This is a genomic window from Streptomyces sp. NPDC028298 (assembly GCF_055565895.1).
Genome location: NZ_JBVHTL010000006.1, coordinates 529,137 through 553,943 on the forward strand (window position 1 = coordinate 529,137; position 24,807 = coordinate 553,943).

At 69.8% G+C, this 24,807-nt stretch carries 28 protein-coding genes and 1 riboswitch; of the genes, 20 read left to right on the forward strand and 8 right to left on the reverse strand.

All coding sequences use genetic code 11. The annotated features are described in order from the left end of the window. Positions 1-3 precede the first annotated feature (3 nt). The 7 genes from ACZ4TO_RS27930 to ACZ4TO_RS27960 all read left to right on the forward strand — a co-directional run bounded on the left by ACZ4TO_RS27930 (position 4) and on the right by ACZ4TO_RS27960 (position 3,861). A complete protein-coding gene (locus tag ACZ4TO_RS27930; protein WP_385044548.1) occupies positions 4-228 on the forward strand; it encodes a hypothetical protein in 225 nt (74 codons plus the stop codon). Positions 229-586: 358 nt separating this feature from the next. Further along, the gene (locus ACZ4TO_RS27935) at positions 587-709 is read left to right on the forward strand and encodes a hypothetical protein (RefSeq protein ID WP_468025515.1); all 123 of its coding nucleotides are present in this window, start codon (positions 587-589) and stop codon (positions 707-709) included. Between the two features lie 233 nt (positions 710-942). Continuing rightward, entirely contained in the window at positions 943-1,893 is a 951-nt protein-coding gene (locus ACZ4TO_RS27940) for a DUF6881 domain-containing protein (RefSeq protein ID WP_468025516.1), read from the forward strand. Between the two features lie 177 nt (positions 1,894-2,070). Then, positions 2,071-2,514, forward strand: coding sequence for an Imm1 family immunity protein (locus ACZ4TO_RS27945; RefSeq protein ID WP_468025562.1), 444 nt, complete (start codon positions 2,071-2,073; stop codon positions 2,512-2,514). 150 nt (positions 2,515-2,664) lie between these two features. Further along, the gene (locus ACZ4TO_RS27950; protein WP_468025517.1) at positions 2,665-2,952 is read left to right on the forward strand and encodes a hypothetical protein; all 288 of its coding nucleotides are present in this window, start codon (positions 2,665-2,667) and stop codon (positions 2,950-2,952) included. 33 nt (positions 2,953-2,985) lie between these two features. Then, positions 2,986-3,276, forward strand: a complete 291-nt coding sequence (locus tag ACZ4TO_RS27955) for a hypothetical protein (RefSeq protein WP_385044533.1) — start codon at positions 2,986-2,988, stop codon at positions 3,274-3,276. A gap of 150 nt (positions 3,277-3,426) precedes the next feature. Continuing rightward, positions 3,427-3,861 carry an Imm1 family immunity protein gene (locus ACZ4TO_RS27960; protein ID WP_468025518.1) on the forward strand — a complete coding sequence of 145 codons (435 nt, stop codon included), beginning with the start codon at positions 3,427-3,429 and terminating at the stop codon, positions 3,859-3,861. Between the two features lie 71 nt (positions 3,862-3,932). On the opposite strand, the gene ACZ4TO_RS27965 is transcribed toward ACZ4TO_RS27960, so the two are convergent. The 4 genes from ACZ4TO_RS27965 to ACZ4TO_RS27980 all read right to left on the reverse strand — a co-directional run bounded on the left by ACZ4TO_RS27965 (position 3,933) and on the right by ACZ4TO_RS27980 (position 7,597). Then, complete coding sequence (locus ACZ4TO_RS27965) at positions 3,933-4,484, reverse strand: hypothetical protein (RefSeq protein ID WP_385044527.1); 552 nt, start codon at positions 4,482-4,484, stop codon at positions 3,933-3,935. Between the two features lie 145 nt (positions 4,485-4,629). Next, positions 4,630-6,495, reverse strand: coding sequence for a hypothetical protein (locus ACZ4TO_RS27970; protein ID WP_468025519.1), 1,866 nt, complete (start codon positions 6,493-6,495; stop codon positions 4,630-4,632). Between the two features lie 34 nt (positions 6,496-6,529). After that, positions 6,530-6,742 (reverse strand): DUF397 domain-containing protein, encoded by a 213-nt coding sequence (locus ACZ4TO_RS27975; RefSeq protein WP_382791807.1) that lies wholly within the window; start codon positions 6,740-6,742, stop codon positions 6,530-6,532. 3 nt (positions 6,743-6,745) lie between these two features. Next, positions 6,746-7,597, reverse strand: a complete 852-nt coding sequence (locus tag ACZ4TO_RS27980; RefSeq protein ID WP_382791810.1) for a helix-turn-helix domain-containing protein — start codon at positions 7,595-7,597, stop codon at positions 6,746-6,748. A 241-nt stretch (positions 7,598-7,838) separates the two neighbouring features. On the opposite strand from ACZ4TO_RS27980, the gene ACZ4TO_RS27985 reads away from it, so the two are divergent. After that, positions 7,839-8,324 carry an ATP-binding protein gene (locus ACZ4TO_RS27985; protein ID WP_382791812.1) on the forward strand — a complete coding sequence of 162 codons (486 nt, stop codon included), beginning with the start codon at positions 7,839-7,841 and terminating at the stop codon, positions 8,322-8,324. Here the strand turns inward: ACZ4TO_RS27985 and ACZ4TO_RS27990 are convergent. Continuing rightward, positions 8,314-8,757 (reverse strand): hypothetical protein, encoded by a 444-nt coding sequence (locus ACZ4TO_RS27990; RefSeq protein WP_468025520.1) that lies wholly within the window; start codon positions 8,755-8,757, stop codon positions 8,314-8,316. The two genes, ACZ4TO_RS27985 and ACZ4TO_RS27990, sit on opposite strands and share 11 nt — an antisense overlap. Positions 8,758-9,076: 319 nt before the next feature. Here ACZ4TO_RS27990 and ACZ4TO_RS27995 point away from each other — a divergent pair, with 319 nt between their 5' ends. Together ACZ4TO_RS27995 and ACZ4TO_RS28000 are read left to right on the forward strand one after the other, a co-directional pair. Then, complete coding sequence (locus ACZ4TO_RS27995) at positions 9,077-10,039, forward strand: hypothetical protein (protein ID WP_382791817.1); 963 nt, start codon at positions 9,077-9,079, stop codon at positions 10,037-10,039. After that, positions 10,039-11,766 (forward strand): peptidase M16 family protein, encoded by a 1,728-nt coding sequence (locus ACZ4TO_RS28000; protein WP_468025521.1) that lies wholly within the window; start codon positions 10,039-10,041, stop codon positions 11,764-11,766. The genes ACZ4TO_RS27995 and ACZ4TO_RS28000 overlap by 1 nt, the downstream gene beginning before the upstream one ends. Before the next feature lie 85 nt (positions 11,767-11,851). On the opposite strand, the gene ACZ4TO_RS28005 is transcribed toward ACZ4TO_RS28000, so the two are convergent. Both ACZ4TO_RS28005 and ACZ4TO_RS28010 read right to left on the reverse strand, forming a co-directional pair. Further along, positions 11,852-12,229, reverse strand: coding sequence for a hypothetical protein (locus ACZ4TO_RS28005; RefSeq protein WP_382791823.1), 378 nt, complete (start codon positions 12,227-12,229; stop codon positions 11,852-11,854). Positions 12,230-12,321: 92 nt separating this feature from the next. Further along, complete coding sequence (locus tag ACZ4TO_RS28010) at positions 12,322-13,041, reverse strand: hypothetical protein (protein ID WP_468025522.1); 720 nt, start codon at positions 13,039-13,041, stop codon at positions 12,322-12,324. Between the two features lie 420 nt (positions 13,042-13,461). Here ACZ4TO_RS28010 and ACZ4TO_RS28015 point away from each other — a divergent pair, with 420 nt between their 5' ends. The 5 genes from ACZ4TO_RS28015 (at position 13,462) to ACZ4TO_RS28035 (ending at position 17,597) form a co-directional block, all read left to right on the forward strand. Next, entirely contained in the window at positions 13,462-14,289 is an 828-nt protein-coding gene (locus ACZ4TO_RS28015) for a glycoside hydrolase domain-containing protein (RefSeq protein WP_382791828.1), read from the forward strand. Between the two features lie 41 nt (positions 14,290-14,330). Beyond that, complete coding sequence (locus tag ACZ4TO_RS28020; RefSeq protein ID WP_382791831.1) at positions 14,331-14,648, forward strand: hypothetical protein; 318 nt, start codon at positions 14,331-14,333, stop codon at positions 14,646-14,648. A gap of 156 nt (positions 14,649-14,804) precedes the next feature. Then, entirely contained in the window at positions 14,805-15,467 is a 663-nt protein-coding gene (locus ACZ4TO_RS28025; RefSeq protein WP_468025523.1) for a hypothetical protein, read from the forward strand. Positions 15,468-15,758: 291 nt separating this feature from the next. Continuing rightward, complete coding sequence (locus ACZ4TO_RS28030) at positions 15,759-16,418, forward strand: SurA N-terminal domain-containing protein (RefSeq protein ID WP_382791836.1); 660 nt, start codon at positions 15,759-15,761, stop codon at positions 16,416-16,418. 177 nt (positions 16,419-16,595) lie between these two features. Then, entirely contained in the window at positions 16,596-17,597 is a 1,002-nt protein-coding gene (locus ACZ4TO_RS28035) for a nucleoside triphosphate pyrophosphohydrolase (RefSeq protein ID WP_385044613.1), read from the forward strand. Between the two features lie 10 nt (positions 17,598-17,607). On the opposite strand, the gene ACZ4TO_RS28040 is transcribed toward ACZ4TO_RS28035, so the two are convergent. Continuing rightward, a complete protein-coding gene (locus tag ACZ4TO_RS28040; protein WP_468025524.1) occupies positions 17,608-18,819 on the reverse strand; it encodes a globin domain-containing protein in 1,212 nt (403 codons plus the stop codon). A gap of 218 nt (positions 18,820-19,037) precedes the next feature. On the opposite strand from ACZ4TO_RS28040, the gene ACZ4TO_RS28045 reads away from it, so the two are divergent. The 5 genes from ACZ4TO_RS28045 to ACZ4TO_RS28065 all read left to right on the forward strand — a co-directional run bounded on the left by ACZ4TO_RS28045 (position 19,038) and on the right by ACZ4TO_RS28065 (position 24,799). Next, complete coding sequence (locus tag ACZ4TO_RS28045; protein WP_468025525.1) at positions 19,038-20,309, forward strand: cytochrome P450 family protein; 1,272 nt, start codon at positions 19,038-19,040, stop codon at positions 20,307-20,309. A 316-nt stretch (positions 20,310-20,625) separates the two neighbouring features. Continuing rightward, complete coding sequence (locus ACZ4TO_RS28050; protein WP_468025526.1) at positions 20,626-21,498, forward strand: transglycosylase family protein; 873 nt, start codon at positions 20,626-20,628, stop codon at positions 21,496-21,498. A 183-nt stretch (positions 21,499-21,681) separates the two neighbouring features. Beyond that, positions 21,682-21,875: riboswitch (cyclic di-AMP (ydaO/yuaA leader) on the forward strand. Between the two features lie 4 nt (positions 21,876-21,879). Then, complete coding sequence (locus ACZ4TO_RS28055) at positions 21,880-22,575, forward strand: transglycosylase family protein (RefSeq protein WP_468025527.1); 696 nt, start codon at positions 21,880-21,882, stop codon at positions 22,573-22,575. Positions 22,576-22,916: 341 nt separating this feature from the next. Continuing rightward, complete coding sequence (gene eno, locus ACZ4TO_RS28060) at positions 22,917-24,203, forward strand: phosphopyruvate hydratase (protein ID WP_385044489.1); 1,287 nt, start codon at positions 22,917-22,919, stop codon at positions 24,201-24,203. Positions 24,204-24,322: 119 nt separating this feature from the next. After that, on the forward strand, positions 24,323-24,799 hold the full coding sequence (locus ACZ4TO_RS28065; RefSeq protein ID WP_382791853.1) for an FtsB family cell division protein: 477 nt from the start codon (positions 24,323-24,325) through the stop codon (positions 24,797-24,799). The last annotated feature ends 8 nt before the right edge of the window (positions 24,800-24,807 follow it).

Here is a 24,807-nt window from a genome sequence, read left to right on the forward strand (position 1 = left end):
CTCTTGAAGGCGCTTCTCTCGGTCATTGCAATGCTTGAGGATGCGGTCAAGTTTGGCATGGACTCTCATGCGGCGGTTAATGCCCTAGAGGGTGTGGCTTTTGAGCTCGATCAGATGAATGATTCCGAGCGCACGGAATTCGCGGAGGCCATTAACCGCATTGCGGAATCGGCGGATCCTGCTCAGCGAGAGTGGATTCGAAGTATTCCGGAGAACCTAGGAATTTGACGAATCGGCAGCGGTAACAAGTTGGGCGAAGTGCCGCTCAGGGCCCTTGGCTGCGACGCCACCGGACGTCGGAGTTCCCATGCGCAGTTCGCGGTGGGGGCTCCGACGTCTTTCGGGTAACAGAGGAAGGCTGGCAGGAAGCTGACGCGCGGGTTGTCGTGGCCGTGGAAGAGGATCGGGGGATGCTCGATCGGTATCTCGCGAGGTTATGCACGGTTAAGGTGAGGTCCTGGGGTAAACGCCAGTTTCACCTCACTTCAATCCGGTACTTCTTGGTGTCGATGCGCAGTCCCTTCCGATGTTGGCATCCATCGATCCCTATGGGGACACCGTATTCAACTACTTGCAGGTGAGGCGTTTGCTTGTCGAGCTTGAGCAGTATCCGCTGGAGGAGTCCGAGGAGTTCCTTCAGCGGCTCAGAGAGTTGTGCGCCCTGGCACTCGGCTCGCCGCACCGGTTCCTGTGGTTCATCGGCGACTGATTGACGTGGATGGCGGTTGCCGCGAGCTGAGAGGTCACGAAGGCCGGTGTGGCGCGGCCACTTGACCGGAACGTGTGAGCGCCGCTCGAGGAGTGCCGCCCGTGCCGAATCTTCCGCCCGGGGTCAATCGAGGTTTGTCGTGGCGGATTCGTACTGGCCTGCCTTGTGGAGTTCTTCGGGCCGCGCAAGGCCGGCGCACGTACGGGCCGGGAGTCCTTGGGTGTGAATGAGTGATGTCAGGTACCGATGAGTTGCGCGCTGTCTTCTGCCTGATGCGGTTGCTTCCGCTTCTTGAGGCCGTTGGGTCCCCGCTCGCGTCGGTGGTCGACGGTGTGATTGAAGGCCTTGTGGCGCGAGGCGGTGTGTCTGACGACCTGGTGATTCTTCTCGACGACTATCGGCAGGCCGCCGGCGAGCAGATCGGGTTCGATCTGCCGCCGGTGGGATTTGAAGTGTGGGTCTGTGAGATCGCGATCCTTGCTTCCGGTGCCGAGGCCCGGGCAGGGCGTCCGCCGGTCGAGACCGCCCTGCGGGACGCGCGAGCCGTCTGGGGAGAGCTCTCGACACTTGCTGCCGGTGTGTCACGGACGGCTACGGCGGTGGGCCTTCGGGCCACGGAAGAAGCCTGGCAGGAGGAAGACGCACAGGTTGCCGCGGCCGCGGAGGGGGATCCAGGGCTGCTCGACCGACATCTCGCGAGATTGCGGACGGTTGGCTCGGTCAACAGGTCCGCACTCGAGGAGCTTGTCGCGGAACTCGGATGGCAGCCGATGGGCCCGTGCCGTGGCACCGCGTGCGACTGGCCCTCTTGTAGCTCCGAGACGGAAGAACCCCTTTGCCTTCACCGCCGTGGGTTCCAGCCGCAGCAGACCCTCGGGGCGGTACTGCGTCGGAAGAAGGGCCGGCCTTCGAAGCCCTGGTTCGTCCGGGTCATGTACCTGGAGGCGCCGGACGACGAGCCGTTCGAGATCCTGAGTGAGGTCGGCGAGACGGGCGTCGAGACAAGGAAGATCGTCAGCTACATCGACGGAACACGGGTCCAGGTCGACGCGAGCAGCACGAACGCCCGCATCGGCCTGGAGACGGAGCCGTTCCGGCCTCTGGCGGAGTGGCGGCTCCTGGAAGTCTTCGCGGAAGAGCTCTCCGAGCAGTTCTTCGAGGAGCAATGGGCGTCGGGTCACTGATCCTCACCCGACGCGCCAGGCCTGTTTCGGGATCACCAGGGTTCTTCCTGCCACTCGATGTACATGGGGCGACGGCCGTTGGACAGTCAGGTTGGACGATGTCGATGTCGACCTGAGGTGAAGGGATATGCAATGGTGGCCGATATCCGGCTGGAGGCGCGCTATCGGCGCACTGATATGCAGGACCCCGTTCTCCTCTCTACGTCGGGAGACGTGGATCGTCTCGTTGACGCCTTGTTGACGGGGCCGACACTCCACGACGCAGCGCATATCCTGTCAAGGGCTCGGTCGCGAGTTTCGGTAGAATTTCCAGATCACGGGCTTTATGTCGGAGTCAGCAGGGACGCCAATGTAGGTGCACTAGCTCTGACGGCACCCGAGGTTGGGCACGTCGCCTCTGCGGGCAACCCTGGTTCCGGCAGCGGTGTCGCTTACCATGTCGCCGGGCATTGGACTGAGTTCCCGGATGATTCTGAGATTCCAATCGTTCTCGTTCGGGAGGCGCTCAAGGAGTTCCTGCACTCCGGAGGAACTGTTCCTGCTTGCATTGAATGGAAGCCTTTTGAAATTGCCGATGAGGGTGTAGAGGATGACCCTTGGGGGTCCACGACTGGCCGGTGAACCTCGGTGTGATCTCGATGAGGCCAGGAGATGCCGAGGGCGGGCTGCTTAAGCCGTTTTCAACGAAGAGCACGACCGTGGCTGTGATGCCGATGTCGGCGCGCCCGAGCAGATCGGTCCGGCATGTTCCGGGAACAGGGATGCAACTCGGTGAACGCACTTGTGGAAACACTGATCCGTGCTGCACGGTCGGGCCTCGGCGGCAACCTCGAAGAAATCAACGAGGCGATGCTCGACCTGGGCTGGGCGGCCGCGGGATCGATTGCGCCGCCGTACAGTCGGCACTGGGAAGCTGAAGGAATCCGGTTCAACGTCTTTGAAGGCGCAGGCGGTTGGTGTGCCGACGTGCTGTTCCGAGAGGTCTGGCCGGAAGACGAGGAAGACCTGGGAAGCGATGCCGTAGCAAAGGCGTGTGAAGTCGAAGGTAAATTCCGGTGATTGACGACTCTCAGGAGCCAGTGAGTAGCGCAGATGATAAGTGTGAAGGTGCGAAACGCGAAAGGTGAGGTCCTGGGGCAAGCGCCAGTTTCACCTCACTTCAATCCGGTACTTCTGGGCGTCGATGCGCAGTCCCTTCCGATGTTGGCATCCATCGACCCCTATGGGGACACCGTATTCAACTACTTGCAGGTGAGGCGCCTGCTTGTCGAGCTTGAGCAGTATCCACTGGAGGACTCCGAGGAATTCCTCCAGCGGCTCAGAGAATTGTGCGCCCTGGCACTCGGTTCACCGCATCGGTTCTTGTGGTTCATCGGCGACTGATTGACATCGATGGCGGTTTCCGCGAGCTGAGAGGTCACGAGGGTCCTGGGCGGGCCTCCTCTGGCGCTAGTGAGTGACGCGGGGCTTCCGACGCGTGGTTCGCTCTGCCAGGTGCGGGCGGGATGGCGATTCGGCGTTTGGAGGTGTTGGGTGAAAAAGGTCAAAGGGATCCAGGTGCAATTTGCTTCCACGCGTGATCGGCGTACTGTCGATGTTCTTCGGAGTGCGGATGACGTGGATTCCTTCGTCGAGTGTCTGTTGAACGGGCCGTATGATCGGAACTGTGCCGTTGTCTATTCGCTCGACCGCACTACGCTGCCGTCAGGTTATTACGATCACGAGTTCTCGGTCGGAGTCGACAGAGTCGTGCAGATGGGTGCGTTGACCTTCGTCGAAGATGTCAACCATGTGTCGAAGGGGTCGATCGATCGCGGAATTCTTGAATATATGCTTCTCGGTCATGTGAGAGAGTTTGTGCCCGGCTCGGAAATCTCTCTCGAGCTCGTCCGTCGGGGGTTGAAGGAATTTCTCGAAAATGGCGGCCGGATTCCGACGTGCATTGAATGGAAAGAGGAAGAGTTCTAAGTGTCGGCCGGCGAGGCCCTCGTTGCGGAGGGCCTCGCGTTCGGCCCTGCGGCGCGCGAAACGCTTGGCCCTCAGTCCAGTTCCGCCGCGGCCGTTTCGTATGCCGCCGCCTGCTTCGGGGTGAGGTAGCGGGAGACGCGTACCAGGACCGAGCCGTGGACGTAGTCGTACTCGGCCAGGGCCGGGGAGGACTTGGTGACGGTGCGGATGTAGTCCGCGCGTGCCTTCGCGTCCGACGGATTCGCGAACGCCTCGATCGCGCCGCCGCGTTCGACGGCCCCGGGGTCCGCGCCGGTCACCTGGGACGCCTGCACCCAACTGTCCGAGAACGTGACCTTGGACGTGTACTCGCCCGGGCGGCCCAGCAGGTGGTTGGGGTCGTTCTCCGCCGTGACGGTCCCGGTGAGGGTCGCCGTCCGGACCTGCGCGGACATGGCCCGGAACGCCGTGCTCGCGGTGGCGGGACGGGCGTTCGTGCGCGTGCTCGCCCTCGCCGGTTCGTGCGCGTCCGCCCGGGGGTCGGCGGGCGCGTTGCCGCACGCGGTCAGGAGGGTCAGGATCGTCAGAAGGGCGACGACGGGTGCTACGGCCGACGCGGCGGTGGCAGAGGTGGTTCTGTGCATGGGCAGATGCTCGCGGCCGTGCCGCCGTGGCGTGTCTGTGTAGCGGAGCTGTTACGGGGTGTTCCCATGGTCGAGGATGTGTTCGACCTGCGCACGGACGGCCGCCAGGCCCCGCACACGGCCCCGGGCGCCCCGCCGGAACCGGTCAGCCCATCGTGAGCAGCAGTCGGGAGACGGTGCGGAGCTCTTCGTCCGGGTGGCCCTGGCCCGAGAAGGGAGTGTCGGTGAGGAGGCGTTTCGGTGAGGAGGCGTAGGCGTCGAGGGACGGGTGGAGTTCGGCCGGAGAACGGCCCGTCGTCGCGAGGGACTTGAGAGCGCTGAGGCCTACCGGGCTCGTGCCGGCCAGGTCGGCCAGGACGGGGACCGCGCGGTCCGGGGAGCCGGTGATCCAGTGGTGGGCCTCGGCGGCCGCCTTGCGCGTCCAGTCGTGGCCGGACTCCAGCAGCGACTCGATACGGGGGAGCAGCGGAGCGGCGGCAGCGCCCATCGGCTCCAGGCCGCTCAGGTACCAGTGGGACTGGCCCCCGGAGGAGAGCAGTTCCTCGTAGGTGCGGAGTGCCGTTTCGGGGTCGCCGGTCAGGCGGTGGTGGGCCACGGCAGCCGCAGCCCTCAGGGAGGCGTCCGTGCTCCGCGTGGCCTCCAGCAGCAGGTCGGTGAGCTCCGGTGTGCTTACCGCGTCGGCGCCGAGTCGCCGCGCGGCCACGATGGCCGCGCGGCGGGTCCTGAGGCAGTCGATCAGCTCGGGCTGGGCCGCGCGGGCCTCGGCGCCGAACGCGTCCAGTGCCCGGATGAGGGCGATGCCGTCGTTGCCGGTGGCGCCCGCGGCCAGCTCTCGGCGTATCACGGGTATCAGTCGGTCGGCCGCCTCCGGGAAGCGCCCGGCCGCCGCTTCGAGCAGCCGGGCGGTGGGGCGCTCGGTCACCAGGTCCAGGGCGCGGGGGTCGCGGGAGTGCGTCAGGGCGAGGAGCGCCGGTTCGGCGGTTTCGTCGTCGGCGCCGGCGTAGCGGTGGAGCGCGTCCCGCAGGCCGGCGTCCGGCTCGGGCAGAAGGTCGATCCAGTGGCCGATCACGCGGAAGCGGGTGCGGAGGGCGGCGGTGTCCTTGGCGTGGGGGAGGGCGGCCAGCGACAGGCTCAGGACCTCGCGCTCCTTGTCACGCCAGCTAGCGGCGATCCCTTCCGCCAGCCAGGAACCGCGCGAGCCGATGTCCCCGGCGTCGATCCAGCCCGCGGCCACGGTGAGGCCCGCGTCCGGGTCCTGGGCGAGCAGGTCGGTGAGCCGCTGCTCCTGGGTGGTGGTGTCCGACCAGGGGAAGTCGTCCTCCCCGGGGTCCGGCTCGGCGCCGTCCTCGGTGAGGATCTCCACGAGTTCCGGAGCGTACGGCGGTCCGGACCGTTCCAGGGCCAACTGGGCGGCGGCGAGCCGCACTTCCGGCAGCGGGCTGTCCAGGGCCGCCGGCGCCCGGTCGAACCGGTCCAGGACCACCAGCGCGTCCGCCCGTACCGCCGGGACGGGGTCGTCGGCGTACAGCGCCTCGACCTGCTCGATGGCCGGGGCCCGTTGCTCGTCCGGCAGTACGTCGGCCACGGCGGCGACCGTCCGGAGCGCCGCCCGGCGTACCCCGCGCTCGGGGTCCATCAGGCACGGAAGCAACTCCGGCAGCACCGCGCAGAGTTCTCCGCAGATCGCGGCGCTGTGGCTGCGGGGCCAGTGCGGCAGCTCGACGGCGGCGGTGTCGTGGTCGGCGAGGACGGCCAGCAGCATCAGCAGGTCCTCGCGCTTGCGCGGCGCGTGCAGTGCGGCGTGCGCGAGGAAGGGGACCGCCGGGGCCGAGGCCTCGTAGATCGTGCCCTGGTGGTGGATGTTGCCGTACAGCTCGTAGACCGCCTCGTCGGCGGCCTCCTCATCGTGACCGTAGAGCGCCCTGATCAGCTCCGGCACGTCCTCGGCGGGGCCGTAGGCGTGGTCCAGTTCGGACCACGGGACGTCGTCCAGCTCGGCCGGAGATCTCATGCGCACGCTCCTCGACTGATCAGCTGCGCCGACCCTACCGACCCCCTGTGACAACGCCCGGGGGCTGGTCGCGAAGGGCGGCTATCAGCGCACCGAGCTGGCGTGGCCCGGTGGCGAGGACGGTCTCCGGTTCGTCGCTCTCACGGAGCAGGATCGTTCCGCTGGGGGTGGTCGCGAGGTAGACGCAGTCTGATCCGTCAGGGCTGAACGTTGACTTCTGCCAGGTGTACGGGGTTATGGAGGGCACCGCTCACAGGCTCCGGATGATGTCGTTGACGAGGTCGCGCGTGGGCGCGGGCTTGAGCGCGACGGCTTCCATGCGGTCGAGGATAGTTCGGTACTTCGTCAACTGGGCTTGTGCGTCCAGAAAGTCGCAGCCGTGGTGGGTGTCGAGCTGCACCGTGTCGAGGTGAGGGTCGACGCCGTGTACGTAGTTGATCGACTGCCCGTTTCCGGGGAAGCCGCCGCAGGCGTAGGGAATCACGCGGAGGGTGATGTGCTCCTCCTCGCCGAGTTCGAGGAGATGGGTCAACTGGTCCCTGGCGGTGGCGGGTCCGCCGTACTGGATGTGCAGGGCCGCCTCGTGGAGCAGCGCGGTGTACGGCGGGGGGTCGGTGCGGTGCAGGACGGTCTGGCGCTTGATGCGGTGAGAGAGCCGGTGTTCGATCTCATGGGGGCGGAAGGCGGGAACGGCTTCCCGCAGCATGGCCCGGGTGTGGTCCGGAGTCTGGAGCAGCGCCGGAATGTGGATGGCCAGGGACACCCTCAGTTGCGAGGAGTGGTGCTCCAGTTCGGCCAGGTCGACCAGATCGGCAGGGAGATGGTCGCGGTACTCGTCCCACCATCCGCGGGTGCGTCGCCCGGTCATCGCCGTCAGCGCGTCGAGCAGCGATTCGTCGGCGCAGTCGTAAGCCCGTGCGATGGCGTGTACGCGGTCGGCGCTCACGGGGTAGCGGCCGGCCTCGATCATGCTGAGCCGCGCCTGCTGAAGGCCCAGGGTGCCTGCAGCCCGGGTCGAGGTGAGTCCGGCGTGCTCGCGGAGCTTGCGCAGTTCGATGCCGAGACGCCGTTGCCGCAGGGTCGGGGTGTTGGTGGGCGGCACTGACGTTCCTCTCGTCGGACGACGATTCGGCTGCGGTCCCTCACATGAGTGAATACGCCAGGATTATCACGGTGGAGGTAGTAGCTCTATCACTTCTGGCTCTACGGTCATGGAGTCCACGTCGCTCAACTCCCCCCGCCCGTAAGTCGGAAGCGCACCGCGCCCAAGTACTCGCGCGACATGCCACCGCCCGGCCGGACCGGTGGAGCGAACCCGAATACCCCCACCGCAGGAGGCGTTCATGGTCACCGTATCCCCGCAGAAGTCCGATGCGTCCCCCTCTTGGGCGTACGCCCTCCAGCTTCCGTACGATCCGCTCGCGCCCCGCGTCGCCCGGGTCACCCTCAGGACGGTTCTCCGCGGGCACGGGATGTCCGGCATCGTCGACGCCGCCGAACTGCTCGCCTCGGAGCTCGTCACCAACGCCTACCGGCACTCCGGCGGGCCCGCGACGCTCCGGCTCCGCGCCCTCGGCGGGAGCCGGCTGCGGATCAGCGTCTGGGACGCCGACCCGCACATCCCGCCCCCGTTCGACAAGCGGCACGGCGTGCTCGGCTCCGTGCCGGCCGAGGCGGACGGCGGGCGCGGGCTCTTCCTCGTATCCCATTACGCGGACGCCTGGGGCGGCCACCCGCTCGGCGACGACCTGTTCGGCACGAGCGGGAAGCTGCTGTGGTGCGAGCTGGGGCCGCCGCCCGCGGCAGCCCCAGCGGGTGTCAGCGGGTGACCGGCAGCGCCCCGGCGAACACGCGCCCGTCGGCGCGGGTCTGGACCGGGAAGTCGACCTTGAGCGTGCCCTCCTGGCCCTCGACGCTCAGGTGGGTGACCGTCTTCAGGCCGAGGGACGCCTTCTTTGCCGCGGTCGCGGTGACGTACGGGCGGGCCATGTTCATCAGCAGCTTGCCCGGCTTGCCGCCCTGGTTGGCGTCGAAGAACAGGATCCGCTGGTTCGTCAGGACGACGTAGGCCGCACGCGGCCGGACCGTCGCCATCACCATGCCGAGGGTGAGCACCGCGACCACGATCGTGGTGAGGGCCTGCTTGCGCACCGAGACCGTGCCGATGGAGGCGAGGCTGGTGAGTTCGACCTGCTCGCCCGGGAGCAGCAAGGGGGCCGCGGTCTCCAGCAGTTGTCTGTCGCGGCGGGCGCTGATGGCCATGGATGAGCTCCTGATGCGGGGTGGGGACGAGCGAGGCGTCGGGTCCGGTCGCGCAGGTCGCCGTCGTGGCCGCCCTCGACCCCCCGTCCGTCGGCCCTCGCCCGACTCCCCGCGCTTGACGGGGGAGTCTTTCAAGCCAGGGACAAGGTGAACGGTCACTTGTCCTATGGCGAACTCAAGTTCGAGTCATGAGCAAGTCAAGATCGTTCAGGAGGGAGTCAAAACGGTTTCCGTATGCGCTGTTTGGGCTCTTGTGTCCCCACAGGCTCCCCTTACCTCCGTGGAAATCGCGTCAGATCCTCCCCCTAACATCCGCTCCATGCCGACCGACGCGTCCCTCCCGCCCCCCGACTTCGAGCTCGCCTCCGCCTACCCCGAGGCCGGATGGCTGCGGCAGGTCGCCGGCGCACGGGACTGGGCGGCGATCCGGACCTACTTCGACGGACTGCCCTACGAGACCGACCGGGCCGTCCTGATCCGCGTGGTCGCCGAGCTGCCCGGTGTCGAGGACTTCCTGCGGGACGTCGTCGCGGCCGCGCCCGACGACGTGCTCGCCCTGACGATGCTCGGAAGCCGCGAGGTCGCGATCGGCTGGGAGATCCGGACGGCGGCGCGGGCCGATCAGGTCAGCAGGGAGCAGTTCCGGCAGATGCACGAACACCTGCGGGTGGGCGAACAGGCCCTGATCAGGGCGACGGCCCTCGATCCGACCTTTCACGCGGCCTGGGCCGAGCGCCTGAACACGGCCAGGGGACTTCAGCTCGGGCAGAACGAGGCCCGGCGCAGATACGACCGGCTGGCCGCCCACCACCCGCACCACTTCACCGGACAGGCCCGCCTCCTCCAGCAGCTCTGCCCGAAGTGGGGCGGAACCTGGGAGGCCGCGCACGGGTTCGCGCGCGAGTGCCTGCTCAGCTCGCCCGAAGGGGCGCTGAACGGCGGTCTGGTGGCCGAGGCGCACGTGGAGCACTGGCTCGATCTGCCCTCCAGCGGCAACGCCCGCGCCGAGTACGTGCGCAGGCCGGACGTCCACGCCGAAGTCGTCGAGGCCGCCGAGCGGTCCGTCCTGCATCCGAACCACCGGCCGGCGTACGGCTGGGTCACCGTGCAGGGCGAGTTCGCCGCCTTCTTCTCGCTGGCCGGGGACACCGCCCGCGCCGCCCCGCACTTCCGCGCGCTCGGCAACCTGGCCTCCGAGTACCCGTGGGGCTATCTCGGCAACGCCAGGGAGCAGTTCGTACGGCACCGCGCAGCCGCCCTCGGGCGCGCAGGAAGAGGCTGATGATGAGCCAGGTCATCCACCACACCGAGATCGACGGCATACCGACCCTCTTCGCGTACGCCGCCGGGCCGATGCGCGCCGGACTCGTCTTCCGCGTCGGCGTCGCCGACGAGACGCTCGCCGGTGCCGGCGTCACCCACCTTGTCGAGCATCTGGCCCTGCACCGCCAGGGCCTGGCCGACTACCACTTCAACGGGGCGACCAAGGCCGCGTTCACCCACTTCCACGTGGAGGGCGTCGAGCACGAGGTCGTCACCTACCTCCACGGCGTGTGCGCCTCCCTCCTCGATCTGCCCATGGAGCGGCTGGAGACCGAGAAGGAGATCCTGCGCACCGAGGAGGCGCGGCGCGAGCCGGGCCAGCTCCCGCTGTGGCGGTACGGGGCCCAGGGGTACGGGCTCAGCAGCTATCCCGAGTGGGGTGTACGGCAGGCGCGGCCCGAGGACGTACGACGCTGGGCGGAGACCTGGTTCACCCGGGACAACGCCGTGCTGTGGGTCGCCGGTGAACGGCTGCCCGCCGGGCTCTCGCTCAAGCTGCCCGACGGCGAGCGCCGTCCGATGCCCCGCGTCACCTCCGCCCTGCCCACCGCTCCCGCCTACTTCTCCGACGGCCAGGGCGGAGTCCTGCTCGACGCCGTCGTCACCGACACCACCGCGGCCCGGATGTACGCGGGCGTCCTGGAGCGCGAACTGTCCCGCTCGCTGCGTCAGGAGGGCGGCTACTCGTACACGGCGGCCGCCGACCACACCTCCCGCCGGGACGGCTTCGCGACCGTCACCGCCTTCGCCGACGCCCTGCCCGCCAAGCAGGACGCGGTCCTCGGCGGGTTCGTCGACGTCCTCGCCGGACTCCAGGCCGGCCGGATCGCGGCGGCCGACCTCGACGCGATCCGCGGACGCGCCGACGCCTCGCTCACCGCGCCCGACGCCGCCGTACGACGGCTGCCCGGCGCGGCGGAGGACCTGCTGGCCCACCGGCGGCCGCCCACCCTCGACGAACTGCGCGGCGAACTGTGGGCGGTGACTCCGCAGCACGTGCACGCCGTCGCACTGGAGGCGGCCGGGACGGCGCTGCTCCAGGCGCCCTCGGGGCACACGGCCGACTGGGCCGGTTACACGGCCGCTCCGACCAGTTCGTCGTACGCCGTCACGGGCAAACGGTTCCCGTCCGTGCGCAAGGACGGGCCGGCCCTGGTCGTCGGCGGGGAAGGGGTCAGCCTGACGGCGGGCGGCGACGCCGTCACCGTGCTCTACCGTTCCTGCGCGGCCGTGCTGAGCTTCCCCGACGGCGGACGCCGGCTCATCGGCACCGACGGGATCTGTGTGGAGGTGGAGCCGGGGGACTACGGGGTCGACGCGCACACCATGGCGACGATCGACGCGGCGGTGCCCGCGGGCACGGCGGTGCAGCTTCCGCCCCGGCAGCGGCGGCCCGAACGCCCGGCCCCGGAGCGTGAGGCGCAGGGCCGGGACTCCGGCTCCGCCTCCGGTCGGCAAGGAGTGGCCGGACCTCGGCGGACCATCGGCCAGACGGCCGTCCTCGTCCTCTTCGGGATCCTCGCCGGACTCTGGTCCCTGCTGGCCCTGATGTACACCGTGTTCGGCCTCGCCGACCCGGAGACCAGCTTCGGGGCGTGGGCCGCGCTCACCGTTTTCCTGTGGTGCGTCGGAGGGCTGCTGGCCTGGCCCGCCGTCAGGATCAAGCGCCGTACCCGGAAGGGCTGAACGAGCCGACGCGCCGGGGCCGCGGCACTGCACGTGCCTGCCGGCCCCGGCGCTTCGCCGGGTGCCGCCGTCGCCCGAGCGGGTGTCAGCGCAGGTACGGGTTCCCGGGCGGCTGGGCGGTCTGCCAGGGGCCGCCGTGCATCTGGCCCGCGCCGGCCATGGCGGAGCGCGGTGTGGGCTTGTCGAACACCGGGAACAGCAGGAGCCACACGCCGACCGCCATGGCGGCTATCGCGGTCGCCCCGAGGACGGGGTCGCCCTGGTCGGAGTGGACGGTGACGTTCCAGGTGAGCGTCACCACCTCGTACAGCACGAACGACGCGAAGAGCCCCCAGTCGGAGGGCCGCCCCCGGCGGATCCCCACGTACAGGAACGGCACCCACGCCAGCATCCCCAGCGACGCGACCGCCAGGACCGACCATGCCACCCGCTGGAACCAGCCCGCTTCCAGGCGCTTGTCCATCACACACCCCCGATGACCCCATGTACCCCCCGAGAGCATCCCCGGGCTCCCGAGGAAAACCGCTCGGGGGCGTCATGGTCCCATCCGGCGGGTCACACGTGCGCGTGTTCGGCCTTCAGGGAGGTCACGATCCGGGCGGTCAGCTTCTTCGCCGTGGCCGCGCCGTTGTCGTGTCCGTCCGTGGACAGAACCGTGACGACGTCCGTTCCGGACCGCGCGGCGATCAGCGTCGACCCGTTCTGCCAGGCGCTGTTGGTCAGCGTGATCGTGTACGCCGCGTCACCGAGACCGGGGGTGTCGGCTCCGCCGACCTTCACCTTGGTGTGCGTGTCCGCGTCGGTGTAGGACGCGCAGGCGGCGACGGCCTTCTTCAGGTCCGTCATCACCTTCGCCGCGGTCGTGCCGCGGAAGGTGTCGACCTCCTGGGCGATGTCCTCGGACGTGTCCTTGCTGACGTAGTCGTCCTGGGCGAAGGAGACGCCCGAGTCGCCGGTGACCGCTATCCAGCTCGTGCCGCCGAGGAGGGTGCAGTCGGGCTTCGCCGCGGGGGAGGAGCTCGGCTCGGCGTAGGTGGTGCCCGAGTCCCGGGCGCCCTTCGGGTCGACGGCGAAGCCGGAGGCGAAGAAGGAAGCGGGCGCCAGCGCCTTCTTGAGCTGCGCTCCGGTCAGCAGACCGGCGTCGGGGTCCTTGGACGGCTTGGGCGCGGTGGCGGACGAGGACGAGGTGCCGGTCGCGGACGCGCAGGCCGTCAGGGCGAGCGGAAGCACGGTCGCGGCGAGCAGGGTCCTGGCCGCGAGGGAGGGATGACGCATCGGGATCTTCGTTGTCCTTCGTCGTGAGGGTCCGGACGAGTCGAGTGCCGTCCGGGGAGGGCGCTTTCGGCCCGAGCGGACTCTATGGGTGCACAGCAAACGCATAGGCGTGTTCGCATCAAGTCTGGGCAAAGGAGCTGGTCGGCGGCTCCGAGAGCCGTGAACTCGGCCGTCTTTGCCGACCTTTGAGCGAATCTTGTGGTGCACAAGGTCCGGGGTTTCCCGAGACGATGGGCGGCATCGGTTACGGTGCGATCCGCTCCCGGCGCCGGGGGTCGGCGCCCCGCGCGGGCGGACCGGATGAGGGCGCCGCATCTGGGGCTCATCTGTTTGTGTGATCGATTGCTTTCTTGTTGTCCTGGATCTCACGGACGCCCATGTTCCGGGCGCTGTGATGTTCATGTCATGAATGGGGTGGGAATGTCCAGCCATCGGATGTCCAAGAAGGGCCGCTACATCGCGTGGGCGACGGCAGGTGCTGCCGTGGTCGCCGGCGCCGGGATCGCGGCACAGGCGTCGATGGCGGCGACCGTCTGGCCCGCCCAGAAGACGTACACGGGCCGCGCCTTCGACACCTGCGCCGCGCCCTCGCTCACCGCGATGAAGGCCTGGCACACCGGCTTCTACGGTGCCGCGGCCGTCTACATCGGCGGCAAGAACCGCGGGTGCAGCCAGCCCAACCTCACCGCGTCCTGGGTGAAGTCGGTCAGCACGCTGGGCTGGAAGCTCATCCCGCTGTACGTCGGCGCCCAGCCGTCCTGCCAGACCGGGACCAGCCCCGAGAAGATCACCGCCGCGACCGCGGCCTCGCTCGGCGCGGCCGACGGAGCGGACGCGGTCGCCAAGGCCTCCGCGCTCGGCATGAAGGCCGGCAGCCCGGTCTACCTCGACATGGAGTCGTACGACATCACGAACAAGGCGTGCAACGACGCCGTGCTCACCTACGTGCGCTCCTTCGACAAGGCACTGCGCGCCAAGACGTACCGCTCCGGGTACTACGGCTTCACCAGCTCCAGCGCCAAGGCCATCGCGACCGCGACCGACAAGACGGACCTGCCGGGCAACCTCTGGTACGCCCTGTGGGACAAGACGAACACCACCACCAGCGACTGGCCTTGGGGCGCGACCCAGTTCACCGACCACAGCCGTGCGCACCAGTACATGGTGAACAGCAAGGAGACCATCGGCGGCGTCACGATCACCGTGGACCGCGACGCCTGGGACGCGCCCGTCGCCATCACCGGCTGACGCAGGCGACCGTTCAGAGAGACACCGAGGAGGAGCAGGACATGAGAGTCGAGAGACTGCCGGCACTGGTCGGTCCGTCCGTCGCCCGTGCCGGACTGGCGGCGATTCCGGTCGTCAGCATGGGACTTCTGTGTCCTGTTCCCTCCCTCCTGATCGCCCTGCGCAGAGGCACGCGCGCGAACTGGGCCGCCTTCGGGGCGTTCTGCGCGGTGCTGGTGGCCTGGATCATGCAGCTCTCGCTCACCCCCGAGACCACGCACGGGCTGCAGTTCGTCGACGACGTGCTGCTGGTCGGGGCGTCGATGGCCGGTGCGGCCCTGCACGCCTGGACGGCCTGGCCCCGGCGGTCAGGGCGTTAGACCGCCCAGGCGGTCAGGGCACACCCGATGGCGAGGGTGCCCCGGCTCCAAGGCGCCGGGTCATCGGATCCGCCGACCACCAGAACCAGCCACCGGAATCACCCGTCACCATGGGCGTATCGGTGGACAGCACGACGAAAGTACGGGAACGACGACGTGGCGAAGCGGGTCAGACAGGTGTCGGCGGCGCAGCGGGCCAGGACCGGGGCCGGCACCGGCTGGAGGACGCGGCTCGCCGCCGGAGCGCGGACCGTACTCCTGCGGTCGCGTGTGCCGGGTGGCAGGAGGACCGTCCTCGCGGCGGGTGCCGTGATCGCCGCCGTCGCGGTCACCGTCACCTGGTACCTCCTCTCCCGGGGCGACTCCGAGCAGCGACTGCCCGACACCAGGGCCCGGCACTACACGGACGTCGACGCCTGTCTGCTGACGGGCAAGGACGGCATCACCGCAGGGACCACCGCGGCCGAGGTCTGGCAGGGCATGCAGGACGCGTCCCTCACGACACACGCGCGCGTGAGCTACGTCCCGGTGACGGGTGAGCAGTCCGCGGCCAACGCGCGGCCCTATCTCAACGGCCTGCTCCAGCGGTCCTGCGACGTGGTGGTCGCGGCCGGAAAGCCCGAGGCCACGGCGGCCGGGCAGGCCGCTCCGCAGTACAGGAAGGTCGGCTTCGTGCTCGTGGGCGGCCAGGCCGGTTCCACCGCCGACGGGAAGAGCGGCACCAAGAACCCCGCGAACGTCACCGTGGCGCACACGGGCGACGGACTGCGCGCGGAGGTCGCCCGGGTCGTGGAGCGCGAGGTGAACGCGCGGGACTAGTCCGCGGCCGGGGATACGGTCCGGGCGCCCTGGGCGGTGCCGTTCGGGTGTTCCGGGCGGTGCCGTTCGGGTGTCCCCCGCTTCGCCGGGACCTCCGGGAGGTCGCGCCGGGGCCGCCGCGGTCACCCGTACGGGCGGACCCTGGGCGTTCCGGGAGGCGGGGAACCTTCGGCGGTGCCTGAAGTCGTCGTGAATCGTTGGTCGAATGGCTGGCCGAGAGGCGGGCCACTGCCTACCATCGATCACCGCAAGACTTTGTGCACCGTCGCACAATCTCCTCGGGAGGCTTCCTTGCACCGCCGCCGTCGCACCGCGCTCGTCCTCTCCGCCGCGATCGTCGCCGCGGCCCCTCTGCTCACCGCGTGCGGCAGCGATGCCCATCCGGGTGCGGCGGCCGTCGTCGGCGACAGCCGGATCACCGTCGCCCAGTTGCAGGACCGGGTGGACGAGGTGCGCTCGGCGCAGCGGGCCGCCAGCAAGGACGACGCCCAGTACGCGCAGGTCGTCGCGAGCACCGGCACCCTCACCCGCGACACGCTGCACAGCATGGTGCTGGACCGGGTGCTGGACCGGGCGGCGAAGAACGCCGGTGTGAAGGTGACCCGCAAGGACTCGCAGGAGATGCGGGCGGCCCTCGAACAGCAGGCGGGCGGCCCGAAGGCGCTGGAGACGGCCTGGCTGTCGAACTACGGCGTGGCGCCCGAGCGTCTCGACGACAGCCTGCGCACCGAGATCGAGGCGCGCAAGCTCGCCGCCGCGCTCGGTGCCGACATGAACACCACCGACGGCAAGGCCGCCTTCTGGAAGGCGATGTCCGGCGCGTCCAAGGAACTCCACGTCGACCTGAACCCGCGCTACGGCACCTGGGACGTCCAGAAGAGCAGCCGTGTCGACGCGAAGACGCCGTGGGTGCGCGAGGTGACCGCGACCGCGACCCCGCAGCCCGCGTAACCCGACGCGCGGGCCTGAGGATCGGCCGCCTCCCCGGGCCCTGTGGACAACTCCGGGGGTGTCGGCGGCGTGGGTTACGTTCGAGGGGTGAACGCAACCAGTGAACCGACGGGGGCCGCTCAGGGCGGCGAGGGGACCGCGGCCGACGCCGCCGCGGCCGGTGCCACCTCGGGCGACGTGACCGCGGCCGAGGTGGCCGCCGACGGCGCGAGCGCCGCCGACCCCGGCCGCATCGTCCTGCTCACCACCAGCCACCGGGTCGCGCCCGGCCTGCTCTCCTGGCCCGCCTGGCAGGCGCTGCACGGCGCGGACCGGGTGCTGTGCTCGGACGGCGCGCACCCGCAGGTGCCGTATCTGCGCGAGGCGGGGGTCGGCGTCGACGAGGAGGCCCCGAGCGCGCGGGAGCTGGTCGACGCGTGTGCCGGCGGCCGCACGGTGGTCGTCGTGGCCACGGGGGAGGGCGAACCCCGGCTCACCGACGGTCTGGCCCGTCTCGCGGGGTCCGGCCGCATACGCATGCCGGACCTGGAACTGCTGCCCGCCTCGTACGACCTGCCGGGCGCGCGCCTGCTCGATCTCGTCCAGGTGATGGACCGCATCCGCGCGGAGTGCCCCTGGTCGTCCCGGCAGACGCACGAGGGTCTCGCGAAGTACGGGCTGGAGGAGGCCTACGAGCTCGTCGAGGCCATCGAGGAGGGGGACCGGGACGAGCTGCGCGAGGAGCTCGGTGACGTCCTGCTCCAGGTCGTGTTCCACTCCCGGATCGCCGAGGACGACGCGGACGCCCCGTTCTCCATCGACGACGTGGCCGGCGGGATCGTCGCCAAGCTGATCCACCGGCACCCCCATGTGTTCGGTGACGAGACGGCCACGACGCCCGAGGAGGTCAAGGAGCACTGGCTGCGCACCAAGGCCGAGGAGAAGCGGCGCACCTCCGTCACCGAGGGCGTGCCGCTCGGTCAGCCGGGCCTGGCCCTGTCGGCCAAGCTCTCGTCCCGGGCGCGTACGGCGGGGCTGGACGTTCCGCTGCCCTCGGGCGAGGGCGTGGGGTACGAACTGCTGGCGATGGCCGTCCGGGCCGAGTCCGAGGGCATCGACCCCGAGGCCGCCCTGCGCGCGGCGGCCCGCACGTACCGCGACGCGATCCGCGGGGCGGAGGAGAAGGGCGGGCGGGACTGAGGGAGCCGGGTCAGGGGCCGAGGGTGCGGTCCGCGGGGTTGTGCCAGGCGGCCGGTGGGCGGTCCAGGAGCCACTGGGCCGCGCCCACCGGACGGGGACGGCTCTCGCCGGTCGGCGGGAGCGGGTCGTGGAAGACCCGCTCGGCCGGTGTCCCCAGAAGGGGGAGTACGTCGCCGACCTCCTCGACGAGGTCGGGCGGACCGGCGACGTAGACGTCGTGTCTGCTCCAGCCCGCCCGGTTGCCCAGCGCGGTGAGCAGCCGTTCGGTCGCCTGGGCCTTGGGGCGGCCGGGCGCGGGGGTGATGCAGGTGACGGTGAGCCCGGGGAGCGAGGCCCGCAGGCGTTCGACGGCGGGCCGGTCGTAGAGGTGCGCGATGTCGCGGGCCACGAGGAACAGACGGGCCTCGTGGGCGGATTCGAGCTGTTCCAGCAGGGCCTTCACCGGTGCCCAGCCGGTGCCGGCCGCGATCAGGGTGAGGGGACGGTCGGCCGGGGTCCGCAGGGTGAGGCCGCCGCCGGGCGGGCCCAGCCGCAGGCCGTCGCCGACCCGGGTCCGCCGGACGAGGGCGGTGGAGAGCACGCCGCCCTCGACCAGGCTGACGTGAAGGTCGACGGTGCGGTCGGCGCGGGGCGCGTTCGCGAGGGAGTAGGGGCGCCAGACACGGGGGAGGTGGGGCACGCTGACGCTGACGTACTGGCCGGGGGAGTAGGTGAGGCGTTGCCGCGGCAGCAGGGTGAGCACGACGAGGTCGTCGCCGTGCCGGGTGCGGGAGACGACCTCCGCGTCCCACCAGAGCGGCTCGCCGTGGTGCCGGGCCTCCCAGGCGCCCTCCAGCATGCTCCGGGCGATCGATCCGTACGCGGCGGTCCAGGCCTTCTCCGCCTCGGCGTTCCAGGCCGAGCCAGAGACGACCGCGAACGCGGCGAGCAGGCTCTCCCCCACGGCCCCGTAGTGCTCGGGCCGGGTCAGGTACTTGCGGTGGTCGCGGCCGAGGCTCCGTAAGTACCGGGGCAGTTCCGGATCCTCCAGCTTGTCCATGACGAAGGTGAGCGCCGCGAAGAGCCGGTCCCGCTGCCGTTCCATGTCCTGGGCGAGGTCCGCCGGGAACAGCGCGCGGAGCTGCGGGTTGTGGCGGAAGAGGTGCGAGTAGAAGTACTTGACCGCGAACTCGGCCCGTCGTTCCACGACCGCGAAGCTGGATCTGAGAATTTCGGGGTCCACGGCAGAAAGTAGGGAGACGCCGACCGCCGGGGTCAAACAGCAGCGCATGTCAGGACGGTCCGGTGCGAACCGGGCGGAGCCGCCTTGGTCGGGCGCCGCCCGACGGCCGGGACCGGCCCGGTGGCCGCCGTCTCCCGCGGACCCGGTGGCCGGACGGTGCCGGCTCGGGCGACCCCGGTGGGCCGGGGCTTCCGGTGCGGTGCGGATACCGTCGAGGAGTGACCGAGCACGAAGCCTCCGCCAGCGCCGCCCCCGAACTCTTCACCTGGGAGTTCGCCACCGACCCCTACCCGGCCTACGCCTGGCTCAGGGAGAACGCGCCCGTGCACCGCACGCGGCTGCCCAGCGGGGTGGAGGCCTGGCTCGTCACGCGGTACGCCGACGCCCGGCAGACGCTCGCCGACCAGCGGCTGTCCAAGAACCCCGCGCACCACGACGAGCCCGCGCACGCGAAGGGCCGGACCGGGATCCCCGGGGAGCGCAAGGCCGAGCTGATGACGCATCTGCTGAACATCGACCCGCCGGACCACACCCGGCTGCGGAAGCTCGTCAGCAAGGCCTTCACGCCCCGGCGCGTGGCCGAGTTCGCGCCGCGGGTGCAGGAGTTGACGGATCAGCTCATCGACAGGTTCGCGGCCGGGGGTTCCGCGGACCTCATCCACGAGTTCGCCTTCCCGCTCCCCATCTACGCCATCTGCGACCTGCTCGGCGTCCCGCGCGAGGACCAGGACGACTTCCGGGACTGGGCGGGCATGATGATCCGGCACGGCGGCGGGCCGAGGGGCGGGGTGGCCCGGTCGGTGAAGAAGATGCGCGGGTATCTCGCCGAGCTCATCCACCGCAAGCGCGAGGCCCTGACCGCGGAGCCCGAGCCCGGCGAGGACCTCATCTCCGGTCTCATCCGCGCCTCCGACCACGGCGAGCACCTCACCGAGAACGAGGCCGCCGCCATGGCCTTCATCCTGCTGTTCGCCGGGTTCGAGACCACGGTCAACCTCATCGGGAACGGGATGCACGCCCTGCTCACCCACCCCGGGCAGCGGGAGCGGCTGCAGGCCTCCCTCGCGGCCGGGGAGAGCGGACTGCTGGAGACCGGCGTCGAGGAACTCCTGCGCTTCGACGGGCCCGTCGAACTGGCCACGTGGCGGTTCGCGACCGAGGACGTGCGGATCGGCGGGCAGGACATCGCGGCCGGCGACCCCGTGCTCGTGGTGCTCGCGGCGGCCGACCGCGACCCCGAACGCTTCGAACAGCCCGACACGCTCGATCTGTCACGACGTGACCTTCAGCACTTGGGCTACGGCCACGGCATCCACTACTGCCTGGGCGCGCCGCTCGCCCGACTGGAGGGGCAGACCGCCATCGGTACGCTCCTCAGCCGCCTTCCCGACATCCAACTCGCCGGAGATTCGGCCGATTTGCGCTGGCGCGGAGGGCTCATTATGCGCGGATTGCGCACGCTTCCGGTGGAGTTCACCCCGGTCAAATAGGACGCGATCGGTGCAACGACGACCCTTCGGCGGTCGTGCCGAAGCGGTGATTCCGCATACCGGAACAAGGCCTCTGGGGCCACCGGAACATGACGCTCCGTCAAATCCGTGATCTTCACGTGATCAGTACTGCATCGACTTGTAACCAGCGTTCGAGTGCGACTACCTTCACCCATCAACAACGCGGCACCTGCGCCACTCGTTCAGCAGGAGTCGCCGTGCTCCCCGTTGTCGCTCGAAAGGCTCTCGCATGCTCTCCGGGAACGGCCGTCACCGTCGCCCTCGCCAGGCCCCGGCTCTCATCGTCGCCGCAGGGGTGACCGGATCCGCGATCGTCATCCCCCTGCTCGCCGCGGCGAGCGCGAACGCGGCCGACGGGACCACCTGGGACCGGGTGGCACAGTGCGAGAGCGGTGGCGCGTGGAGCGCCGATGAAGGCAACGGCTACTACGGCGGCCTCCAGCTCGACCAGGACAACTGGGAGGCCCACGGCGGCCTCGAGTACGCGCCGACGGCCGACCAGGCCAGCCGCTCGCAGCAGATAGCCGTCGCCGAGAAGGTGCTCGCCGACTCGGGCCTCGCGGCCTGGCCGACGTGCGGGCCGCTCTCGGGTCTCAGCAAGACCTCCGCCGGGGTCAGCGTCGACACGGGCGTGGCCGGCGACTCGTCGAGCACCGGCAACGACTCGGGTTCGTACATCTCGTCCGGTCTGGCGACGTCGCCCAGCTCGTCCCCTTCGAGTGATTCGTCCGGTTCGACCGACTCCTCCGGCACGGACGACAGCTCCGCCACGCCCAGCGCCTCGCAGAGCTCCGACGGCGCCGACGCGACGGCCGACAAGAGTGACAAATCGACCAAGTCGGGACAGAAGGAAGCCTCTTCGACCCCGTCCGCCTCGGCGAGCACCGGTACCGGGCGGCACCGCGCCGGGGACGCAGCGGAGAGCGCGGCCGGCAGCCGCACCGACGGGTCCACGGGGCGTCATGCCGCGAGCCCCGAGGCCGACGCCCCCGACACCGAGTACGTCGCAGAGGTCATCGGGAACCTCTGGACTGTTTCCGACGCCCTTGGCCTCGAAGGCGGATGGGGCGATCTGCCCACCGTGGACGCGGCGCCGGCCGACAGCGGTCCGGGCCTCGTCGTCCCTGGTCGAAGCATCGCGGACACGGCCGAAACGGTGCAGAAGTAGCGGGAGTTCGCGTCACGGTTCGCTGTGGAATGTCCTATTTGGCGCAAGTGAGAGATGGGTCTCAGAAGCCCTGATCGTCTTTGAAATTCCGGCAATCGACTGCTTACGGTCGTCACCGCTCGCCACAGCGGGCCCCGACGGTCGCAACGCCGAATCCTGCCAACGGCCGTACGGGAACAGTCGTCGCGTCATGCGCCGTCGGCAGGAGCGGGGGACCCAAGGTAAGTGCCGGGTCCGGGAGTCGAGAGACACCCGGGAACGGCTTGGGGTGAAGCCGCGTGCCGGACGTCCTGGAGACAGGACCGAGGGCATGCGGCCGGGCAACTCATTCGGCCCGAACCCGACAGCTCACCTCGCAGGCGTCGGTGAGGGGATCTCTCCATGCTGTTCTCCAGCAAGGGCAAGCACCGCCGCCCGAACAAGGCCACCCGTGTCGCCACGCTCGCCGGTGTCACCGGCGTCGCCATCGCCGCCCCGCTGATGGCGGCCGGCAACGCCTCCGCGGCCACCGCCTCCGAGTGGGACGCCGTCGCCCAGTGCGAGTCCGGCGGCAACTGGTCGATCAACACCGGCAACGGCTACTACGGCGGCCTGCAGTTCTCGTCCTCCACCTGGGCCGCGTACGGCGGCACCGCCTACGCCTCGACCGCCGACCAGGCCTCGAAGTCCCAGCAGATCACCATCGGCGAGAAGGTCCTCGCCGCGCAGGGCAAGGGCGCCTGGCCCACCTGCGGCACCGGCCTGTCGAGCACCCCGTACGGCGGCGGCTCGGCCCCGGCGGCCCCGTCCACCTCCTCCTCGGCCGGCAGCTCGCAGAGCGCCCCGGCCACCCGGACGACGGAGCAGCCCGCCTCCCGTTCCTCGGAGCGCCCCGCCCAGAAGACCGTCACCACCCCGACCGGCAAGAAGGTCAAGAAGGGCGACGGCGAGTACAAGGTCGTCAAGGGTGACACCCTCAGCTCGATCGCCGAGAAGAAGCACGTCAAGGGCGGCTGGCAGAAGCTGTTCAAGCTGAACAAGGACATCGTCGCCGACGCCGACTTCATCTACCCGGGCCAGCAGCTCCACCTGAGCTGAGCAGCGCGGCACGCCGGTCCACCGGCCGCTTTCGGCGGAGGGCGGCGGTGATTCCGGCACCGCGCCGCGACACCCGGCAGGCAACAGCCCCTCGTGGGGTCTTCGCACGCACCGGAGACCCGCCGAGGTTCCCCGTCCCCACGGGCTCCCCGCTCCGGCGCGTGTTCCCCCGCACGCGCCGGAGCGGGGTTTTTCATTTCTTTTTTTGTTCCGTTCAGGAACAATATGTAGGCTCAGTCCGCTCAAGGGGTGGTCGATCGCCGGCCGATCCCCCTGAGCCGGTTAGGCTCATCCCGCGGGACTGCTGAGCCCCGCGTACCCGCGTCACATCCCATAAGGAGATGCTCGTGCCGTCCATCGACGTCGTCGTAGCCCGGGAAATCCTGGACTCCCGAGGCAACCCCACGGTCGAGGTCGAGGTCGGCCTCGACGACGGCAGCACGGGTCGTGCCGCCGTTCCGTCCGGCGCCTCCACCGGAGCGTTCGAGGCCATCGAGCTTCGCGACGGTGACCCGAACCGCTACCAGGGCAAGGGTGTCGAGAAGGCCGTCCTCGCCGTCATCGAGCAGATCGGCCCGGAGCTCGTCGGCTACGACGCCACCGAGCAGCGCCTGATCGACCAGGCGATGTTCGACCTGGACGCCACCGACAACAAGGGCTCGCTCGGCGCCAACGCCATCCTCGGCGTCTCGCTCGCCGTCGCGCACGCCGCCTCCGAGGCGTCCGACCTGCCGCTCTTCCGCTACCTGGGCGGACCGAACGCGCACCTGCTGCCCGTTCCGATGATGAACATCCTGAACGGCGGCTCGCACGCCGACTCCAACGTGGACATCCAGGAGTTCATGATCGCCCCGATCGGCGCGGAGTCCTTCTCCGAGGCCCTGCGCTGGGGCGCCGAGGTCTACCACACCCTCAAGAAGGTGCTGAAGACCAAGGGCCTGTCCACCGGCCTCGGCGACGAGGGCGGCTTCGCCCCGAACCTGGAGTCCAACCGCGCCGCCCTCGACCTCATCCTCGAGGCCATCAAGGAGGCCGGCTACACCCCCGGCGAGCAGATCGCCCTCGCCCTCGACGTCGCCGCCTCCGAGTTCTACAAGGACGGCAAGTACCTCTTCGAGGGCAAGGAGCGCTCCGCCGCCGAGATGACCGAGTACTACGCCGAGCTCGTCGCGGCGTACCCGCTCGTCTCCATCGAGGACCCGCTGTTCGAGGACGACTGGGCCGGCTGGAAGGTCATCACCGACAAGCTGGGCGACAAGGTCCAGATCGTCGGCGACGACCTCTTCGTCACCAACCCGGAGCGCCTGGCCCGCGGCATCGAGGAGGGCTCCGCCAACGCCCTGCTCGTCAAGGTCAACCAGATCGGTTCGCTGACCGAGACGCTGGACGCCGTCGAGCTGGCCCAGCGCAACGGCTTCAAGTGCATGATGTCCCACCGTTCCGGCGAGACCGAGGACGTCACCATCGCCGACCTCGCGGTCGCCGTGAACTGCGGTCAGATCAAGACCGGCGCCCCGGCCCGCTCGGACCGTGTCGCCAAGTACAACCAGCTCCTGCGCATCGAGGAGATCCTCGACGACGCCGCGGTCTACGCCGGCCGCAGCGCCTTCCCGCGCTTCAAGGGCTGACCCCCGCGCGTCTCAGGAAGCGTCATCCGTACGTCCCCGTACCCGGTCCCGTACCGTGTGCGGGGACGTACGCACGTGACGGGCCCGTACGGCGGGCCGGTACTGGGGAGGCGGGACTCATGGCCGTGAAGGACCGGGACCGGTTCTCCACCTCGACCAGGCTGAAGCTGCTCGGCGAGCAGACGGCGGCCAGGGTCTACCGCTCCCAGACCAAGCGGCAGGCGCGCCGCTCCCGGCTCACCGGCCGGGCCGCGCTCCTCGCCATGGTCCTGTGCACCCTGATCGTCGCCCTCGCGTACCCGATGCGGCAGTACGTCTCCCAGCGGGCCCAGATCGGCGATCTGGAGCGGCAGCGGGAGCAGGCCCGGCAGCGGGTCGAGCAGCTTCGCGACCTCAAGGCGCGCTGGCAGGACGACGCGTACGCGAAGCAGCAGATCCGGCAGCGGCTGCACTACGTGATGCCGGGCGAGACCGGCTACGTCGTGATCGACCCGGACGCCGCGAAGCAGTCCCGTGCCGATCGGGGCACCGCCGACCGCCCCTGGTACACCAATGTCTGGGACGGCGTGGACAAATCCGACGCCGCCGACCGCTGACGCCCCAT